We start from the raw sequence: 18732 nt of genomic DNA, 5'->3' as shown, positions 1-18732 counted from the left end.
TGGGCAGGTACAGGGAGGCCGCCCCGGGCCTGCGACTAAAGTCGGCTGGCCCGGTGGTGGAGCCTTTGTCAGACTGGCCCCATGGTCACGGTGGAGCCTCTCATGTCACTTCTGTTCAATTTTGCCCGTCCACCGTTCGACGGCCTGGACGAGGAGGCACGCCAGCGGCTCGGTCAGCACCTCAGCATCTGCTACTTTCGCGCGGGCCAGACGGTGCAGCACGCCGGGGAGGAGCCCGCCGGGCTCTACCTCATCATCAAGGGGGCCGTGGAAGAGTCTGCCCCCCATCAATCCTTTGGGGACTATGGCGAGGGGGACATGTTCGACGTCCGTGCCCAGTTTGACGGGCACTGCCGCCACCGTTTCGCCGCCCTGGAAGATACCCTCTGCCAGCTCATTCCCCGCCCCGTCTTTCTGGCCCTGTGCGACGCGCACCCCCATATCGCCCGCTACTTCACCGCCACCCTGGCGGAGCGCCAGCGGGAGCAGGAGCGGCGCAGTCAGCTCGGACAGCAGAACCTGGCGGAGTTCATCCTGACCCGTATCGCTCCCGACCATCTGCAGGCGCCGCTCATCGTGGAAAGCAGCCTCTCGCTCCTGGCCGCCACCGAGGCCATGGTGGCCAGGGGCACCGACTGCCTGCTCTATCCCGGAGCAGACGGCAGCCTGAGCCTGGCCACCCGCAAGACCCTGCTCCACGCCCTCACCCTCAAGGGATTGCCGCTCAGTGCGCCGCTGGCGGTGCTGACCCCCACCCCGCTGACGGGTCTGCCACTGGGGAGCTATCTGTTCGATGCCCTGCTGCTGATGACCCGCCACCGCATCAAGCGCCTGGTCATCTGGCAGGGGCAGGAGGTGGCAGGCATCCTGCATCTGACCCAGGTGCTCGGGCTCTTCTCCACCCACTCCCATGTGCTGACCCTGCGCATCGCCCGCGCCGACTCCCCGGCCGCCCTCGAGGCAGTCGCCCGGGAGCAGCAGCAACTCATTCGCTCCCTGTTTGCCCAGGGGATCCACACCCTGTTCCTGATGAAGCTCATCGCCACCATCAACGAGCAGTTGATCGCCAAGGCCTTTTCCCTGGTGATCCCCGCAGCGCAGCAAGAGCAGGTGTGCCTGCTGATGCTGGGGTCGGAGGGGCGTGGCGAGCAGATCCAGAAAACCGATCAGGACAATGCCCTGATCCTGCCGGATGGCCTGCCGTGGCCCACCCAGTCGGTGGATCTGGCCGCCTTCAGCGCCCTGCTGGCGCGCCTGGGTTATCCCCCTTGCCCGGGCAGGGTGATGGTCAACAACCCGGCCTGGGTGAAGCCGCTTGGCGGCTGGCTGCAAGGGATAGAGCAGGCCTGTGTGCGCGCCAGCGAAGCGGATCTGCTCTGGCTCGCCACCCTGGCCGATGCCCAGGCCATCACGGGAGATCGCGCCCGGCTCGCCCCCGTCGCCCGCCACCTGCGGGCCTGCCTCGCCGACCGGCCGGATCTGCTGGCGGAGATGGCAAGGGCCGCCGTCGCCTTTCACGCCCCCCTCACCCTCTTTGGCAGGCTGGAGCAAGCCCCGGAGGGGCTGGATCTCAAGCGGGGCGGCCTCTTCCCCCTTGTCCACGGCGTCCGGGTACTCTCCCTGGAGGCGGGGATCCTGGAGACCTCGACCACGGGGCGCATCGAGGCCCTGGTGGGCCAGGGACGCCTCAGCCGGGACTATGGCACCAATCTGGCGGAGGCCTTCCGGCTGTTCATGCGGCTTCGGCTGCGCAGCCAGTTGCAGGAGGGAGACGGACGGGTGCGGGTGGCAGACCTCGGCCCCGCAGAGCGGGATCTGCTGCGCCATGCCCTGCACCAGGTGAAGAAGTTCCAGCAATGGCTCACCTTGCACTTTCGTCTTAGGCAATAGCGATGTGGAAGCACTGGCGCCGCCGCTGGCTTGGCAGGACGTTTCGGGAGGGGGAGTTTGCCCCGCTCTTTGCCCGCCCTGCTGGCGACGAGTGGGTGGCGCTGGACTTCGAGACCACCAGCCTGGATCCAGCGCTGGCGGAGATCGTCTCCATCGGGGCGGTGCGTATCCGGGGCAACCGGATAGAGACGGGCGATGCCCTTGCCATCCGAGTCCAGGCTCCCGCCAGCCTGAGCGCCGGGTCCGTGGTGATCCACGGCCTGCGCCATCAGGATCTGCAACAGGGAATGGCACTGGAGCCCGCGCTGCGCGCGCTGCTGGAGTTCATCGGCCCCCGTGAGCTGGTGGGGTATCACATCGCCTATGACCTGCGCATTCTCAACCTCGCCTGCCAACGGCTGTGGGGGCTCACCCTGCCCCAGCGCGGCATCGAGGTGAGCCGCCTCTATCACGATCACCTCTATCGCCGCTATCCCGATGCCGCCATCGATCTGCACCTGGCCGCGATCTGTCGCCATCTGGCGCTGCCAGCCCTGCCCCCCCACGACGCCCTGAGCGATGCCGTCACCGCCGCCCTTGTCTTTGTACGCCTGCATCAGGGCGGCCCGCTGGCTTATCCCAAAGTCTAATTGTTCAGCAATAACATTTAATTCACATTTTGCTTACATGGACAGCCGTGCTGTCCGGTAGGGAACCCCTCATCCACCGCTGACATTCACTGTCATGGAGAACTGCAATGGAACAGCAACCGTATCTTCGGATCCAGCAAGATCCCAACTTCCAGGCACTGGTCGCCAAACGCCAGCGTTTTGCCTGGACCCTCTCCATCCTGATGCTGGGGCTCTACCTGGCGTTCATCCTGCTCATCGCCTTTGCACCTGGCTGGCTTGGCACCCCCTTGAGCGAAGGCTCCAGCATCACCCGTGGCATCCCGGTCGGGATTGGCCTCATCGTATCGGCCTTCGTGCTGACCGGTATCTACGTATTTCGTGCCAACGGCGAGTTCGACGAACTGAACCAGAAGATCCTCAAGGGAGCGCAATCATGAAAGGCAAGTTTCTGCTGCCGCTGGCAGGTCTGATCTCCACCCCCTTGCTGGCGGCCGACGCCATCAGCGGCGAGGTGCAACGCCAACCCCTCAATATCTCGGCCATCGTGATGTTCGTGGTCTTCGTGGCCGCCACCCTGTTCATCACCTACTGGGCCTCCAAGCGCAACCGCTCGGCTTCCGACTACTACGCCGCCGGTGGGCGCATCACCGGCTTCCAGAACGGTCTGGCCATCGCCGGTGACTACATGTCCGCCGCCTCCTTCCTCGGCATCTCCGCCCTGGTCTACACCTCGGGCTATGACGGTCTCATCTACTCCATCGGCTTCCTGGTGGGCTGGCCCATCATACTGTTCCTGATCGCGGAGCGGCTGCGCAACCTCGGCAAGTACACCTTTGCCGACGTGGCCTCCTACCGCCTCAAGCAGACCTCGGTGCGCAGCCTCTCCGCCAGCGGCTCCCTGGTGGTGGTCGCCCTCTACCTCATCGCCCAGATGGTCGGTGCCGGCAAGCTCATCGAGCTGCTGTTCGGCCTCCAATACCACGTGGCCGTGGTGCTGGTCGGCATCCTGATGGTGCTCTACGTGCTGTTCGGCGGCATGCTGGCCACCACCTGGGTACAGATCATCAAGGCGGTGATGCTGCTCTCCGGCGCCTCCTTCATGGCCATCATGGTGATGAAGTCCGTCAACTTCGACGTCGGTACCCTGTTCAGCGAAGCGGTCAAGGTGCATGCCAATGGTGCGGCCATCATGAGCCCGGGGGGCCTGGTCGCCGACCCCATCTCCGCCATCTCCCTTGGGCTGGCCCTGATGTTCGGTACCGCCGGTCTGCCCCACATCCTGATGCGCTTCTTCACCGTGAGCGATGCCAAGGAAGCCCGTAAATCGGTGTTCTATGCCACCGGCTTCATCGGCTACTTCTACATCCTCACCTTCATCATCGGCTTTGGCGCCATCCTGCTGGTCAGCACCAACCCGGACTTCAAGGACGCCACCGGCGCCCTGCTGGGGGGCACCAACATGGCGGCGGTCCATCTGGCCGACGCGGTGGGCGGCAGCCTGTTCCTGGGCTTCATCTCCGCCGTGGCGTTTGCGACCATACTGGCGGTCGTGGCCGGGCTGACCCTGGCGGGGGCCTCCGCGGTCTCTCACGACCTCTATGCCTGCGTCATCAAGGAAGGCAAGGCCAACGAGGCCGACGAGCTGCGTGTCTCCAAGATGACCACCCTGGTGCTGGGTGTGGTCGCCATCGGCCTTGGCATCCTGTTCGAGAAGCAGAACATCGCCTTCATGGTGGGCCTGGCCTTCTCCATCGCAGCGAGCTGCAACTTCCCGGTGCTCTTCCTCTCCATGTTCTGGTCCCGCCTGACCACCCGTGGCGCCGTCTATGGCGGCTGGCTCGGTCTCATCAGCGCCGTGACCCTGATGATCCTGGGCCCCACCGTCTGGGTGAAGGTGCTGGGTCATGCCCAGGCCATCTTCCCCTACGAATACCCGGCGCTCTTCTCCATGGGGCTGGCCTTCATCGGGATCTGGTTCTTCTCGGTCACCGACAAGTCCCAGGCAGCCTCCGACGAGCATGCCAAGTTCTTCCCGCAGTTCGTCCGCTCCCAGACCGGGCTCGGTGCCTCCGGCGCCTCCGCCCACTAAGTGGCATCCTACGCATCCAAGCCGGCCCAGTGCCGGCTTTTTTCATGACCGCCCCCTCGCCTCCCCTCTGCAAGAGAGGCCGGAGCCCGTTGCCGGCCTGGTCGTGAAACCTTCCCCCCTGCAATGGGGCCAGATCACAGTTCCTGCTAAAACTTTCGGGGGATCTGTGCCATAATGCGCGCCATTTGACAGACCAACCGGGACATTCCAGTGCTTTCAAGCAACAACATCACCATGCAGTTCGGCGCCAAGCCGCTGTTTGAGAACATCAGCGTCAAGTTTGGCGGCGGCAACCGCTACGGCCTCATCGGTGCCAACGGCTGTGGCAAGTCCACCTTCATGAAGATCCTCGGCGGCGATCTCGAACCCACCGGCGGCAATGTGAGCCTGGATGTCAACGAGCGCATCGGTAAGCTGCGCCAGGATCAGTTTGCCTACGAAGAGATGCGCGTACTGGACGTGGTCATGATGGGCCACACCGAGCTGTGGGCCGCCATCGCCGAACGCGATGCCATCTACGCCAACCTGGAGGCCACCGACGACGACTACATGAAGGCCGCCGAGCTGGAAGGCCTGGTCGCCGAATATGATGGCTACACCGCCGAATCCCGCGCAGGCGAACTGCTGCTGGGTGCCGGTATTCCCATCGAGCAGCACAACGGCCCGATGAGCGAAGTGGCCCCGGGCTGGAAGCTGCGGGTACTGCTGGCGCAGGCGCTGTTCTCCAACCCCGACATCCTGTTGCTGGACGAACCGACCAACAACCTGGACATCAACACCATTCGCTGGCTGGAGCAGGTGCTCAACGATCGTGAAAGCACCATGATCATCATCTCTCACGACCGTCACTTCCTGAACTCCGTCTGCACCCACATGGCGGATCTGGACTACGGCGAGCTGCGGGTCTACCCGGGCAACTACGACGAGTACATGCTGGCTGCCACCCAGGCCCGCGAGCGCCTGCTGGCCGACAACGCCAAGAAGAAGGCCCAGATCGCCGATCTGCAATCCTTCGTCTCCCGCTTCAGCGCCAACGCCTCCAAGTCCAGCCAGGCTACCTCCCGCCTCAAGCAGATCGACAAGATCAAGATTGAGGAAGTGAAGGTCTCCAGCCGTCAGAACCCCTTCATCCGCTTCGAGCAGGACAAGAAGCTCTACCGCAACATCCTGGAGATCGAAGGCGTCTCCAAGGGTTATGGCGACGGTCCCCTGTTCAAGGGGCTCAACATGATGCTGGAAGTGGGCGAGAAGGTCGCCATCCTGGGTACCAACGGGATCGGTAAGTCCACCCTGATCAAGACGCTGGTCGGTGCCCTGGCACCGGATACCGGCACCATCAAGTGGTCCGAGAACGCCCAGATCGGCTACTACGCCCAGGATCACGCCGAAGATTTCGACACCGATCTCAATGTGTTCGACTGGATGGCCCAGTGGAAGCAGGAGAACGAAGACGAGCAGGCGGTGCGCTCCGTGCTGGGCCGTCTGCTCTTCTCCCAGGACGACATCAAGAAGCCGGTCAAGGTGCTCTCCGGTGGTGAACAGGGCCGCATGCTGTTCGGCAAGCTGATGATGCAGCGCCCCAACATCCTGATCATGGATGAACCGACCAACCACCTGGACATGGAATCCATCGAATCCTTGAACCTGGCGCTGGAGATGTACAAGGGCACCCTGATCTTCGTCTCCCACGACCGCGAGTTCGTCTCCTCCCTGGCGACCCGCATCCTGGAGCTGACCGAAGACGGCATCCGCGACTTCGGCGGCACCTACGAGGATTACCTGCGCACCCAGGGTGTGGTGTAATTCCCCGCCTTCAAGCAAAGCGATCAGAACCGGCGCCTCGTGCGCCGGTTTTTTTATGCCTCCTTTATCACGCCCCACAGCAAGAGAAGGATTGGGGATAAGGAGAGCAAGAGTACAGCGCGCTGTCATACACCTGTCCCGCTCATCCCCAGCCAGGATAGGCAGCACAGGCCCGTGCCTGGCCCCTTCCCTCCTGCGCCCGCCCGCTCTGCCGGGCTGTTGATGGCACAAAAAAACGGCTCCATCATGGAGCCGTTTTCACACTTGGGGCCGTGAGGCTGACTTACTCGACAGTGGCTTCCACGTCGGTGAAGTATTCGATCTTGGCCGCCTTGCGCAGCTCGTCGATCAGCGACTTGTAGTCGGCCTGTGCCTTGCCCTGACCCAGCTGACCTTGCAGCAGGCTCACCATCTGGGACGGCTCCTTGATGACGTTGACCTTGTCCAGCGCCACCACCACACGATCACCGTTGGCTTCGGTCACCAGCTCGACGCTCGGCTTGCCATCGGTCGGATGGGGCATGCGGAACGCCTGGGTCACCAGGTTCTGATCCATCTCCTGGGCGAAACGGGATACACCGGTATGGGTATCCACTTTCAGACCCAGCGCGGTCAGGTCGGCCTGAACGTTCTCACCGGCCTTGAGCTTGTCCAGCAGACCCTGGGCCTTGCCACGGGCCACTTCACTGGCCTTGTCGTGCTTGATAGCGGTGATCACCTGCTCTTTCACCTCGGCAAGCGGCTTGGCCGCCTTCGGCTGGTGACCCATGATGTGCAGCACCAGCGCCTTGCCGTCGGCCAGCTCGATCACGTCGGAGTTGGTGTTGTCATCGCGCAGCTGTTCGGAGAATGCCACGGAGAGCACCTTGGGATCATTGAGCGGTGCCGGCGCATCGGCCTGGCTGAAATAGCCGGTGGACTGCACCTGGAGGCCCATGGCTTCGGCGGTCAAGTCCAAGGAGTCCGGGTTCTCGAAGCTGCTGTCGGCCATCTTCTGCTGCTCGGCGAAGAACTGCTCCTTGGCCTTCTCAGACTGCAGACGGGCGATGGTATCGCTCATCACGTCCACGAAGGGCTTGGTCTTGGCAGGCTCGACTCCCAGCAGCTTGATGATGTGGAAGCCGAACGGGCTCTTCACCACGGCGGAGAGATCGCCAGCCTTGGCCAGCGCGAACGCGGCTTTCTCAAAGGCAGGGTCCATCACCCCCTTCTCGAACCAGTCGAGCTCCCCGCCCTTCTTCGCGGAGAAGGTATCGGAGGAGTCGGCCTTGGCCAGCGCGGCGAAATCGTCACCTGCCTTGGCCTTGGCCAGCACGGCCTCGGCTTTCTGCTCGGCGGCCTTTTCATCCTTGCCAAACGGGATCAGGATGTGCGCCACCTGACGGCGCTCGGGACGCTGGAACAGATCCTGATGCTGGTCGTAGTAATCCTGGGCATCCTGCTCGGTGACCTTGATGTTCTTGCCAAGGTTCGCGGCATCGAGCAGCAGATAGTCGACCTTGACCGTCTCGTCGTTCATGAAGCGAGCGCTGTTGGCCTTGTAGAACTGCTCCACCTCGGCATCGCTCACCTCGATCCCGTCCACATAGGCGGAAGCGGCCAGACGGATCAGGCGCAGGTCACGGGTCTGGTTGTAGAGACGATCCAGTTGCTCGGCCTCACCCTTGAGGGCGAACTCCGATCCCAGCACGGCGCCCATCAATTGCTGGCGCACCATGTCCTGGCGCAGGGAGTCGCGGAACATCTCGGGGGTCATGCCGGCACGGCGAATGAGCTGCAGGTAGCGGTCATTGCTGAACTTGCCGTTCTCGGCAAACTCGGGCATGGCGACGATGGCCTGCTTGATCTGCTCATCGCTGACGCGCAGACCCAGGGAGCGGGCCTTGTCATCGATCAGCGCCTGATCGATCAGACGGTCCAGCACGCCACGGCGGAACTGTTTCATGTAATCGGGATTGGCGGCCAGCTGGTTGAAGGCCTCACCCATTTGGGATTCCATGCGGGCCCGCTCATTGCGGTAGGCATTCTCCAGTGCGGGGGCACTGATGTCATTGCCGTTGACGGTGGCGGGGGCGGTACGTGCCGGGCCATTGAGGTAGCTGCCTACCCCGGCCAAGGCAAAGGAGAGGATGATCAGGCCCAAGATAACCTTGGCTACCTTGCCCTGCGCCCCTTCGCGTAGTTTATCCAACATCATGTTTGTACTTATGCTCCCGAACTCGATGGGCGTAAATAATGAAAAGGCGCACCGATTGCGATGCGCCTTGGTCAAGCAGTATGAGGGAGAGCCCTCTCACTTGTCTGGTCAGAGACCAAGGACGGTGCCGATAGATATCAGCGACCGGCTTAGTTGACCGCGTCTTTCAGGGCCTTGCCGGCTTTGAAGGCAGGAACTTTACCGGCAGCGATTTCGATGGTCGCACCAGTTTGCGGGTTGCGGCCGGAACGGGCTGCACGCTCGCGAACGGCGAAAGTACCGAAACCAACCAGAGCAACCTGGTCACCCTCTTTCAGGGCTTCGCCCACGGCATCGATGAAGGCATCCAGCGCACGGCCAGCGGCAGCTTTGGAGATATCAGCACCGTCTGCAATCTTGTCAATCAGTTGAGATTTATTCACTCTTATATTCCCCTTTTATCGAACATCGCTGCGGCGCTGATTTCCCTGGCCACAACAAGTGGAGGTTTTATAACAAGCCTCCTGATCAGTTGCAAGTGACAATCTGGCGCAAACCCGCGCCACATCACGCATTGCGACTCATCATGAGTACCCGATCGGTGGTCAAGGCTACTTCCGTTGTCCGGTGCATGCAAGCCTTAACCACCCCCCGAATGCGCCAAATTTGCGGCGCATCAACATTTACACGACAGAAACGCGTTCGAAACCTTGCGGATTGTCCTGCAACGCCAGTGCAAGCACCTCATCAATCCAGCGAACCGGATAGATTTCAAGATCTTGTTTGACGTTGGCCGGGATCTCCTCGAGGTCACGTTCGTTCTCTTTCGGGATCAGCACACGCTTGATGCCACCACGGTGGGCTGCCAGCAGTTTCTCCTTGAGACCACCGATGGGCAACACCTCGCCACGCAGGGTGATTTCCCCTGTCATGGCCACGTCGGCGCGCACTGGGTTGCCGGTGAGGCTGGAGACCAGGGCGGTACACATGGCGATACCGGCGCTCGGGCCGTCTTTCGGGGTCGCCCCTTCCGGCACGTGCACGTGGATGTCTCGCTTCTCGTAGAAGTCGCCGTTGATACGCAGCTTCTCGGCACGGGCCCGCACCACCGTCATGGCCGCCTGGATGGACTCCTGCATCACGTCACCGAGGGAACCGGTGTAAGTGAGCTTGCCCTTGCCTGGCATGTTGGTGGTCTCGATGGTGAGCAGATCGCCCCCCACTTCGGTCCACGCCAGCCCGCACACCTGACCAATCTGGTTCTGGTCGGTGGCCTTGCCATAGTCAAAGCGCTGTACCCCCAGGAACTCCTTGAGGTTCTCCTGGTTGACCTGAACATGCTTGATGCTCTTGTCCAGCAGGATGCGTTTGACTGCCTTGCGACAGATTTTGGAGATTTCACGCTCCAGGCTGCGCACACCCGCCTCGCGGGTGTAGTAGCGAATCACTCCGATCAGCGCCGAATCCTCGATGGTGATCTCGGAAGGCTTCAGGCCGTTGCGCTGGATCTGCTTGGCCACCAGGTGCTGCTTGGCAATGTTGAGCTTCTCGTCCTCGGTGTAACCGGACAGACGGATCACTTCCATCCGGTCCAGCAGCGGACCCGGGATGTTCATGGAGTTGGAGGTGGCCACGAACATCACGTCCGACAGGTCATAATCCACTTCCAGATAGTGATCGTTGAAGCTGCTGTTCTGCTCGGGATCCAGCACCTCCAGCAGGGCGGAAGCGGGATCGCCACGCATGTCCGAGCTCATCTTGTCGATTTCGTCGAGCAGGAACAGCGGGTTCTTCACGCCGACTTTCGCCATCTTCTGGATGAGCTTGCCGGGCATGGAGCCGATGTAGGTACGACGGTGACCACGGATCTCCGCCTCGTCACGCACCCCACCCAGGGCCATGCGCACATACTTGCGGCCGGTGGCCTTGGCGATGGACTGGCCCAGGGAGGTCTTGCCCACCCCGGGAGGCCCGACCAGGCAGAGGATGGGGCCCTTGAGCTTGTTCACACGCGCCTGCACCGCCAGGTATTCGAGGATGCGATCCTTGACCTTGTCCAGGCCATAGTGATCCGCATCCAGCACCTCCTGGGCCTTGCCCAAGTCTTTCTTGACCTTGGAGCGGGTCTTCCAGGGCACCTGCACCATCCAGTCCACATAGCTGCGCACCACGGTGGCTTCCGCCGACATGGGGGACATCATCTTGAGCTTGGCGAGCTCGGCCTGGGCCTTCTCGCGGGCATCCTCCGGCATCCCGGCCTCTTCAATCTTGCGATTGAGGGCTTCGAATTCATCCGGGCTGTCTTCCAGCTCACCCAGCTCTTTCTGGATGGCCTTCATCTGCTCGTTGAGGTAATACTCCCGCTGGCTCTTCTCCATCTGCTTCTTGACCCGGGAGCGGATGCGTTTCTCGACCTGCAACAGGTCGATCTCCGACTCCATCATGGCCATCAGAAACTCGATGCGCTCGGACACGGAGGCGATTTCCAGCACCTTCTGCTTGTCTTCGAGCTTGAGCGGCATGTGGGCAGCCATGGTATCGGCCAGGCGCGCCGCATCGTCGATCGCCGAAATCGAGGTGAGTACCTCGGGCGGGATCTTCTTGTTGAGCTTGATGTAACCTTCGAACTGGCCGATGGCAGAGCGCACCAGCACGTCCTGATCCTTCTCCTCGATGGGGGCGGACGCGATGTACTGGGCCTCCCCGACAAAGAAGTCGCGATCGTCGATCATCCGCTCAAGGCGGGCACGCTGGCCCCCCTCCACCAGCACCTTGACGGTGCCGTCCGGCAGCTTGAGCATCTGCAGAATATTGGCCACTGTCCCGACGGAGAAAATTTCCTCCACCGTCGGTTCGTCAGTCGACGCATCCTTCTGGGCCACCAGCAGGACTTTCTTGTCCTGCTCCATGGCCGCTTCCAGACAGCGAATGGATTTTTCCCGCCCCACAAAGAGTGGAATGACCATGTGGGGATAGACCACCACGTCACGAAGAGGCAGGACGGGAATCTCGATGCGTTCTGAACGCTCTAGGTTCATATATGTCCTCTCGGCTTGTTATACCGTTGGCAAAGGCTTGGCTGAGTATATGGGGGCGCAAAGATGAGATTCAATCGCCTTGGCCGTAAAAAGCATGAAAGGGGCAAAAAGCCCCTTTATGTGATTAAAAATCAGACAGTTACTCTGAGGCTGCGGCCTGAGTCTCGGGATTGTCGTAGATCATCAGGGGCGCGGAGTCTCCCTTGATCACCGTCTCGTCGATCACCACCTTGCTGACCCCTTTCAGGGAGGGCAGGTCATACATGGTGTCGAGCAGCACGGCCTCGACAATGGAACGCAGACCCCGGGCACCGGTTTTGCGCTCCATGGCCTTGCGGGCAATGGCATTGAGCGCGTCGTCACGAAACTCCAGCTCCACCTCTTCCAGGGCGAACAGCGCGGCATACTGCTTGGTCAGCGCGTTTTTCGGCTCTTTCAGGATCTGGATGAGGGCAGCCTCGTCAAGCTCGGTCAGGGTCGCGACCACCGGCAGACGACCGATGAACTCGGGGATGAGACCGTACTTGATGAGATCTTCCGGCTCCACCTTGGCAAAATTCTCGCTCAGGGTTGCCTTGGCATTCTTGGATTTCACCTCGGCGCCAAAACCGATGCCGGTGCCCTTGACGGAGCGCTGCTCGATCACCTTGTCCAGCCCCGCGAAGGCACCACCACAGATGAAGAGGATCTTGGAGGTGTCGACCTGCAAAAACTCCTGCTGCGGGTGCTTGCGACCGCCCTGGGGCGGCACGGAGGCGATGGTGCCTTCGATCAGTTTCAGCAGTGCCTGCTGCACCCCTTCCCCGGAGACGTCGCGGGTGATGGAGGGGTTGTCCGACTTGCGGGAGATCTTGTCGATCTCGTCGATGTAGACGATACCGCGCTGGGCCTTCTCCACGTCGTAGTCGCACTTTTGCAGCAACTTCTGGATGATGTTCTCCACGTCCTCGCCCACGTAACCGGCTTCGGTCAGGGTGGTGGCATCGGCCATGGTGAAGGGCACATCCAGCAGACGAGCCAGGGTCTCGGCCAGCAGAGTCTTGCCGCTGCCGGTGGGGCCAATCAGCAGGATGTTGGATTTGCCCAGCTCCACGCCACCGGACTCGCTGCCGCTGCGAAGACGCTTGTAGTGGTTGTAGACAGCCACTGCCAGCACCTTCTTGGCGTACTCCTGACCGATCACGTAGTCGTCCAGATGGGCGCGGATTTCATGAGGGGTCGGCAGCTCGCTACCATCGCGCTTGGGAGAGATCTCGCGGATCTCCTCGCGGATGATGTCGTTGCACAGCTCGACACACTCATCACATACGTAGACGGAAGGGCCAGCGATCAGCTTGCGCACTTCATGCTGGCTTTTGCCGCAGAAAGAGCAATACAGCAGCTTGTCGCCCTCACCCTTGCGTTTCTCTGTCATTCAGCGACCTCGTTTTATCAATAGAGGATGGATCGTCCTGTTGAGTTTACAACAGGACGGGGTACCCTGCTCAGCCGCGCTGGCTCAGGATGCCGTCAACCAGACCATAGGCAACGGCCTGCTCGGCGGACATGAAGTTGTCACGGTCGGTGTCGCGCTCGATGGTGGCCATGTCCTGACCGGTATGGAACGCCAGACGATCGTTCAGGGTATTCTTGATTTTCAGGATCTCCTGGGCATGGATCTGGATGTCAGAAGCCTGCCCCTGGAAGCCGCCCAGCGGCTGGTGGATCATCACTCGGGCATTGGGCAGGCAGAAACGCTTGCCCTTGGCGCCACCGGCCAGCAGGAAGGCCCCCATGGAGCAGGCCTGCCCCATGCAGACGGTGCTCACGTCCGGCTTGATGAACTGCATGGTGTCATAGATGGACATACCCGCAGTGACGGCGCCACCCGGCGAGTTGATGTAGATGCTGATGTCCTGATCCGGGTTCTCGGACTCCAGGAACAGCAGTTGGGCCACCACCAGGTTCGCCATGTGATCCTCGACCTGACCGGTCAGGAAGATCACCCGCTCTTTCAGCAGACGGGAATAGATGTCGTAGGAACGCTCCCCTTTCGCGGTTTGCTCTACCACCATCGGGATGAGCGCATTGCGTGGGGATTCAGTCACATCGTTATAGTTCTTGTACATAAGGCATTGTCCCTAAAATAAAATGGCCCGAGTGGAGATCACACGAGCCATTATACTTAACAGTTTTGACCTTAAGTCAAATGTTCTTAGGCAGCGGCACCGGACTTGTTGATCACTTCGTCGAAGGCAACTTCTTTCTCGGTGACTTGCGCCTTGGACAGGATCAGATCGATGGCTTGATCTTCAATGGCCAGGTTGCGCACGCCGTTCAGCATCTGCTCGTTCTGCTGATAGTACTCGATCACTTCTTTCGGATCTTCGTAGGCAGTGGCCATGGACTCGATGATGCTGGTCACACGGGCGTCGTCAGCCTTGATCTCGTTGGTGCGGATGACGTCACCCAGCAGCAGACCAACGCGGACACGGCGCTCGGCCTGGGCCTGGAACAGCTCGGCCGGCAGCTCGGGGGCGTTGCCGCCCTGGAAGCCACCGAAGCGCTGCAGAGCCTGCTGACGCAGGGTGTCGATTTCCTGGGCAACGGCAGCCTTCGGCAGATCGATCTGGTTGGCTTCAACCAGGCCGTTCAGTACCTGCTCTTTCACGCTGTTTTTCAGGGCCTGGGCCAGTTCGCGCTCCATGTTCTTGCGCACTTCAGCCTTCAGCTCTTCAACGCTGCCGCTCTCGATGCCGAAACGCTTGACGAACTCTTCGGTCAGCTCGGGCAGCACTTGCTCTTCAACCTTGTGCAGCTTGGAGGCAAACTTGGCAGCCTTGCCCTTCAGGGCTTCGGCGTGGTAGTCAGCCGGGAAAGTCACCTCGATGGTGAACTCGTCGCCCGCTTTCTTGCCCAGGATGGCGTCTTCGAAGCCCGGGATCATGCGGCCAGCGCCCAGTTCCAGGGTGAAGCCTTCAGCCTTGCCACCATCGAACTCTTCACCGTCGATGGAACCGACGAAGTCCATGGTCACACGCATGCCATTGGCGGCAGCCACAGCGGCTTCAGTCCAGGTGGCGTGCTGCTTGCGCAGGGTGTCGATCATGTTTTCCAGGTCGCTGTCCTTCACGGTGGCAACCGGCTTCTCGACCTTGATGCTCTCCAGACCGGCAACTTCGAACTCCGGATACACTTCGAAAGTGGCGGTGAATTCGAAATCCTGACCTTCTTTGATCTCTTTCGGATCCATGGTCGGGGCGCCAGCCGGGCTCAGTTTGTTCTCGATGATGGCCTTGATGAAGTTGTTCTGCATCATTTCATCGGCAACGCGGGCGTGAGCCATGGCACCGAACATCTTCTTGATGATGGCAACCGGAGCCTTGCCAGGACGGAAACCGTCGATGCGACGGGTTTTGGCCAGGCCATTCAATTCTTTGCGCACGGCGGCGTCAACGGTAGCGGCCGGTACAGTGATGGTAAGACGGCGTTCCAGACCCTGGGTTGTCTCTACAGAAACTTGCATTCTTTTACCTCGTTCAACTCAGCACTGCGTGCTGACCCTTTATTGCCCCCGGGCAAGCCCGGAGTCTTCCTGTTTATAAAGACAACGACTGTCTTTGTGATGAGAAAATATGACGCGACATTATAGCGGCGTGCAGTGGTCGCGTCGAGCCGCACATCCCCCATCCGGGGCACAGACAGCACAATTTGCGCAAGACTTTCTCCTATATGGGGAAGCCTTGCACCGAGTTCAAGCATTCCATCCGCAATAATTTGCACTGGCTCACTCTTTTTCACGGTAAATGGGCCATTTTGATCGCCATCCGCCGCCAATCGGGCACAAAAATGGCGTGCTGCGACCCAAATTGTCCACCTTCTCGCCTGTGCCATTGCGTCCCCCGGCAGGGCTCGCTATGGTGACAGCCAATTCACGTGCTGCTGGAGTCACCCACATGTCCTTTTTCCGCTTCTTGTTCAATCTGCTCTGGTTCGTCCTGGGAGGCGTCTTCATGGGGCTGGCCTGGTGGCTGGCGGGGCTGCTCTGCTTCGTCTCCCTCATCGGGATCCCCTGGGGACGCGCCTGCTTCGTCATTGGCACTTTCACCTTCTTCCCGTTTGGCAAGCAGGCGGTGAGCCGCAAGAGCATGACGGGCCAGAGCGACATCGGCACCGGCGCCCTGGGGCTGATTGGCAACATTCTCTGGTTTGTGCTCATCGGGGTCTGGCTGGCCATCGGCCACATCGCCTCGGCGCTGGCCTGTTTCGTCACCATCGTCGGCATCCCGTTCGGCATCCAGCACCTCAAGCTGGCCCTCATCAGCCTGGCCCCCATCGGCCAGATGATAGTGACCAACCACGAGGCCGAATCGGGCCGCTACATCCGCTGACGGCTCATCTCAGGCTATCCTTGCGGGTGGAAAAAAGGGCAGACTAGGGTCTGCCCTTTTTCATTGCCCCATTCGAGGTCTTCCATGCTGCCCAGCCATTTTTTTGCCAACCTCGCCCGTATGCGCCTCATCTACCGCTGGCCCCTGATGCGCAACATCCAGCCCGAAAACATCGCCGAGCACAGCCTGCAGGTCGCCATGGTGGCCCACGCCCTCGGCCTGATCAGCAATCGCCTGTTCGGCGCTCAGGTGGATGCCGACCGGGCCGCCGTCATGGCCCTCTACCACGACAGCAGCGAGGTGCTGACCGGGGATCTGCCCACCCCGGTCAAGTACTTCAATCCCGAAATCGCCCGCGAATACAAAAAGATTGAGCTTGCCGCCGAGCAGCGCCTGCTCGGCATGTTGCCGCCTGAGCTGGTCGAGGACTTTCGCCCCCTGCTCGACTCCGGCGCCCAGGACGAGGCCCTCACCAGCCTGGTGAAGGATGCAGACACCCTCTGTGCCTACACCAAGTGTCTGGAGGAGCTGAGCGTCGGCAACCGGGAGTTCGAGCCCGCGCGAAAGCGCCTCGAGCAGATGCTGGACGCCAGGATGAACCCCGCCATGCGCTACTTCATCGATGTCTTCGTGGGGAGTTTTTCACTGCCTCTCGATGAGTTGAATGCCCATTGACGCCATCAACACGGCACCGGGCATCATCTCCTCCTGCGTATTGCCTCGATAACCGCCACGTCGGGGGTTTCCCCACAAAAGAGTGACAATAAAAAGGGCCCCGCAGGGCCCTTTATCACATCCATGGGCATCAATGCCCCAGTTCCCGGGACGGCACCAGGCCGCTCGCCCGCCAGGCAGGATAGAGGGTCGCCACCAGGCTCATCAGGATGGCGGCGCCGGTCACGATGAGCAAATCCTGCATGTGCAGCTCGGTCGGCAGGAAGTCGATGAAGTAGATGTCGGGATTGAGGAAACGGTGCCCGATCACCCCTTCGATGGCGCTCAGGATCTGGGTCAGCTTGCTGGAGAGCAGGCCGCCCAGCAGGGCGCCTAGCAAGGCTCCAGCCACCCCGTTCACCATCCCCTGGATGACGAAGGTAAGCCGGATCTGGCCCGGGCTCGCCCCCATGGTCTTCAAGATGGCAATCTCGCTGCGTTTCTCGTTCACCGCCATCACCAGGGTGGAGACGATGTTGAAGCAGGCCACCGCCACCACCATCAGCATCACCACGTACATCACGGTGCGCACCATCTGGATATCCTGATAGAGATAACCCTGACGGCTCATCCAGCTACTGATATAGACGTAGTGCGGGAATTTCTGGGCCGCCGCCACCGTGATGGACTGGGCCTTGAGCACGTCGCTCACCTTGAGGCTGAACCCCTCCACCGCGCTGCCCATGCCGGTGATGGCCTGGGCGTCCGCCAGATGCATGAAACCGAGCAGGCCGTCGAGCTGGCCACCGATCTCGAGCAGCCCCACCACGGTGAGCGCCTCCCGTTTCGGGTTCTTGATGCCGGCGGCATCCCCCGCCTGGGGCAGCAGCAGGGTGACGGTGTCCCCTGTCTTGACCCCCAGCTTGTCGGCGATGATCTTGCCGAGGATGACCCCGTGTTCACCCGCCTGCAGCTCGCGAAGGCCCCGACCCGTCATGAAGTTGCCCGCATCGGAGAGATTGGCTTCCAGCTCCGGCAGCACCGCACGCAGCTGGACCCCCTTGAGGGCGGAGCCGTGCTCCAACAGGCCGTCCAGGCGAATGACGGGCGCAGCCGCCTCCACCCCGGGCTGGGCCAGCAGGTAGTCCCTGAGCCTCGGCCAGTCAGGCAGCGGCGCCTCCATGCCGATGAGCTCGCCGTGGGGGACCACGGAGAGCACCCGGTTCTTGAGCTCCCGCTCGAACCCGTTCATGGCGGAGAGGCCAAGAATGAGGGCCATCACCCCGAGGGCGATGCCGATGAGGGAGGAGGCCGAAATGAAGGCGATGAAGCCGTTGCGGCGGCGGGAGCGGCTGTAACGCAGGCCCAGGAACAGGGGCAGCGGCTTGAACATCAGGCGACCTCCGCCATGATGCCGCTCACCAGGGTGACCCGGCGGTGGAGCTTGGCGGCCAGGCTCAAGTCATGGGTCACCACCACGAACGCGGTGCCAAGCTCGCGATTGAGCTCGCACAAGAGCTCATAGACGGCGGTGGCGCTGGCATGATCCAGGTTGCCGGTGGGCTCGTCCGCCAGCACCAGGCTGGGTTCGTTGACCAGGGCACGGGCGATGGCCACCCGCTGGCGCTCGCCACCGGAGAGCTCGGACGGTCTGTGGTTGAGACGGTGGGAGAGCCCCACCCGCCCCAGCATCTTGCTCGCCTTCTCGGTGGCGCTGGCCACCGACTCACCGGCGATCAGCAGCGGCATGGCCGCATTTTCCAGCGCGCTGAATTCCGAGAGCAGGTGGTGGAACTGGTAAACGAAACCCAGCTCCTGGTTGCGAAACCTCGCCTGGGTGCGACTGTCCCAGCCATGGATGTCCTGCCCCTTGAACAGCACGGCGCCGCTGGAGGGGTTGTCGAGCGCCCCCATCAGGTGCAGCAGGGTGGTCTTGCCGGAGCCCGAGCTCCCCACCACCGCCAGCATCTCCCCGGGGGCGACGTCCAGCTCGATCCCCTTGAGTACCTGGGTCTCCAGATTGCCCTCTTTGTAGACATGGTTGAGGGCCTGGCAGCGCAGCAGCGGCTCGCAGGAGACGGATTGATTCATAACGGGGGCT

General features: G+C 61.5%; 15 protein-coding genes. 7 read left to right on the top strand and 8 right to left on the bottom strand.

Annotation, left to right across the window (positions count from 1 at the left end; translation table 11 throughout):
* The first annotated feature begins 102 nt into the window (after positions 1–102).
* The 5 genes from ACVDHI_RS06215 (at position 103) to ACVDHI_RS06195 (ending at position 6393) form a co-directional block, all read left to right on the top strand.
* Positions 103–1890: a putative nucleotidyltransferase substrate binding domain-containing protein gene (locus ACVDHI_RS06215; RefSeq protein WP_266142602.1), complete on the top strand. Its 1788-nt coding sequence runs from the start codon at positions 103–105 to the stop codon at positions 1888–1890.
* A gap of 2 nt (positions 1891–1892) precedes the next feature.
* Entirely contained in the window at positions 1893–2519 is a 627-nt protein-coding gene (locus ACVDHI_RS06210; RefSeq protein ID WP_039039050.1) for a 3'-5' exonuclease, read from the top strand.
* 107 nt (positions 2520–2626) lie between these two features.
* Positions 2627–2938, top strand: a complete 312-nt coding sequence (locus ACVDHI_RS06205) for a DUF485 domain-containing protein (protein WP_039039049.1) — start codon at positions 2627–2629, stop codon at positions 2936–2938.
* Positions 2935–4590 carry a cation acetate symporter gene (locus ACVDHI_RS06200; RefSeq protein ID WP_039039048.1) on the top strand — a complete coding sequence of 552 codons (1656 nt, stop codon included), beginning with the start codon at positions 2935–2937 and terminating at the stop codon, positions 4588–4590. The genes ACVDHI_RS06205 and ACVDHI_RS06200 overlap by 4 nt, the downstream gene beginning before the upstream one ends.
* 210 nt (positions 4591–4800) lie before the next feature.
* Positions 4801–6393 (top strand): ABC-F family ATPase, encoded by a 1593-nt coding sequence (locus tag ACVDHI_RS06195; protein WP_010674576.1) that lies wholly within the window; start codon positions 4801–4803, stop codon positions 6391–6393.
* A 283-nt stretch (positions 6394–6676) separates the two neighbouring features.
* On the opposite strand, the gene ppiD is transcribed toward ACVDHI_RS06195, so the two are convergent.
* The 6 genes from ppiD to tig form a co-directional block, all read right to left on the bottom strand.
* Positions 6677–8590 (bottom strand): peptidylprolyl isomerase, encoded by a 1914-nt coding sequence (ppiD, locus tag ACVDHI_RS06190; protein WP_042016078.1) that lies wholly within the window; start codon positions 8588–8590, stop codon positions 6677–6679.
* A gap of 149 nt (positions 8591–8739) precedes the next feature.
* A complete protein-coding gene (gene hupB / locus ACVDHI_RS06185) occupies positions 8740–9012 on the bottom strand; it encodes a nucleoid-associated protein HU-beta (RefSeq protein WP_005315375.1) in 273 nt (90 codons plus the stop codon).
* Positions 9013–9252: 240 nt separating this feature from the next.
* The gene (gene lon / locus ACVDHI_RS06180; protein ID WP_041215258.1) at positions 9253–11607 is read right to left on the bottom strand and encodes an endopeptidase La; all 2355 of its coding nucleotides are present in this window, start codon (positions 11605–11607) and stop codon (positions 9253–9255) included.
* A gap of 139 nt (positions 11608–11746) precedes the next feature.
* Positions 11747–13021 (bottom strand): ATP-dependent protease ATP-binding subunit ClpX, encoded by a 1275-nt coding sequence (gene clpX, locus ACVDHI_RS06175; protein WP_010674573.1) that lies wholly within the window; start codon positions 13019–13021, stop codon positions 11747–11749.
* 70 nt (positions 13022–13091) lie between these two features.
* The gene (gene clpP / locus ACVDHI_RS06170) at positions 13092–13715 is read right to left on the bottom strand and encodes an ATP-dependent Clp endopeptidase proteolytic subunit ClpP (RefSeq protein ID WP_005324106.1); all 624 of its coding nucleotides are present in this window, start codon (positions 13713–13715) and stop codon (positions 13092–13094) included.
* Between the two features lie 86 nt (positions 13716–13801).
* Positions 13802–15112: a trigger factor gene (tig, locus tag ACVDHI_RS06165; protein WP_010674572.1), complete on the bottom strand. Its 1311-nt coding sequence runs from the start codon at positions 15110–15112 to the stop codon at positions 13802–13804.
* 430 nt (positions 15113–15542) lie between these two features.
* On the opposite strand from tig, the gene ACVDHI_RS06160 reads away from it, so the two are divergent.
* Both ACVDHI_RS06160 and yfbR read left to right on the top strand, forming a co-directional pair.
* Positions 15543–15977, top strand: a complete 435-nt coding sequence (locus tag ACVDHI_RS06160; RefSeq protein WP_039039046.1) for a YccF domain-containing protein — start codon at positions 15543–15545, stop codon at positions 15975–15977.
* 84 nt (positions 15978–16061) lie between these two features.
* Positions 16062–16652 carry a 5'-deoxynucleotidase gene (gene yfbR / locus ACVDHI_RS06155; protein ID WP_010674569.1) on the top strand — a complete coding sequence of 197 codons (591 nt, stop codon included), beginning with the start codon at positions 16062–16064 and terminating at the stop codon, positions 16650–16652.
* A 130-nt stretch (positions 16653–16782) separates the two neighbouring features.
* Here yfbR and lolE read toward each other — a convergent pair whose 3' ends face one another.
* Positions 16783–18024 carry a lipoprotein-releasing ABC transporter permease subunit LolE gene (lolE, locus tag ACVDHI_RS06150; RefSeq protein WP_039039045.1) on the bottom strand — a complete coding sequence of 414 codons (1242 nt, stop codon included), beginning with the start codon at positions 18022–18024 and terminating at the stop codon, positions 16783–16785.
* Entirely contained in the window at positions 18024–18722 is a 699-nt protein-coding gene (gene lolD / locus ACVDHI_RS06145) for a lipoprotein-releasing ABC transporter ATP-binding protein LolD (RefSeq protein ID WP_010674567.1), read from the bottom strand. The genes lolE and lolD overlap by 1 nt, the downstream gene beginning before the upstream one ends.
* Positions 18723–18732 lie beyond the last annotated feature (10 nt).

The sequence above is a fragment of the Aeromonas sp. 25-248 genome (assembly GCF_053005425.1).
This window is presented reverse-complemented; position numbering and strand designations above follow the sequence as displayed.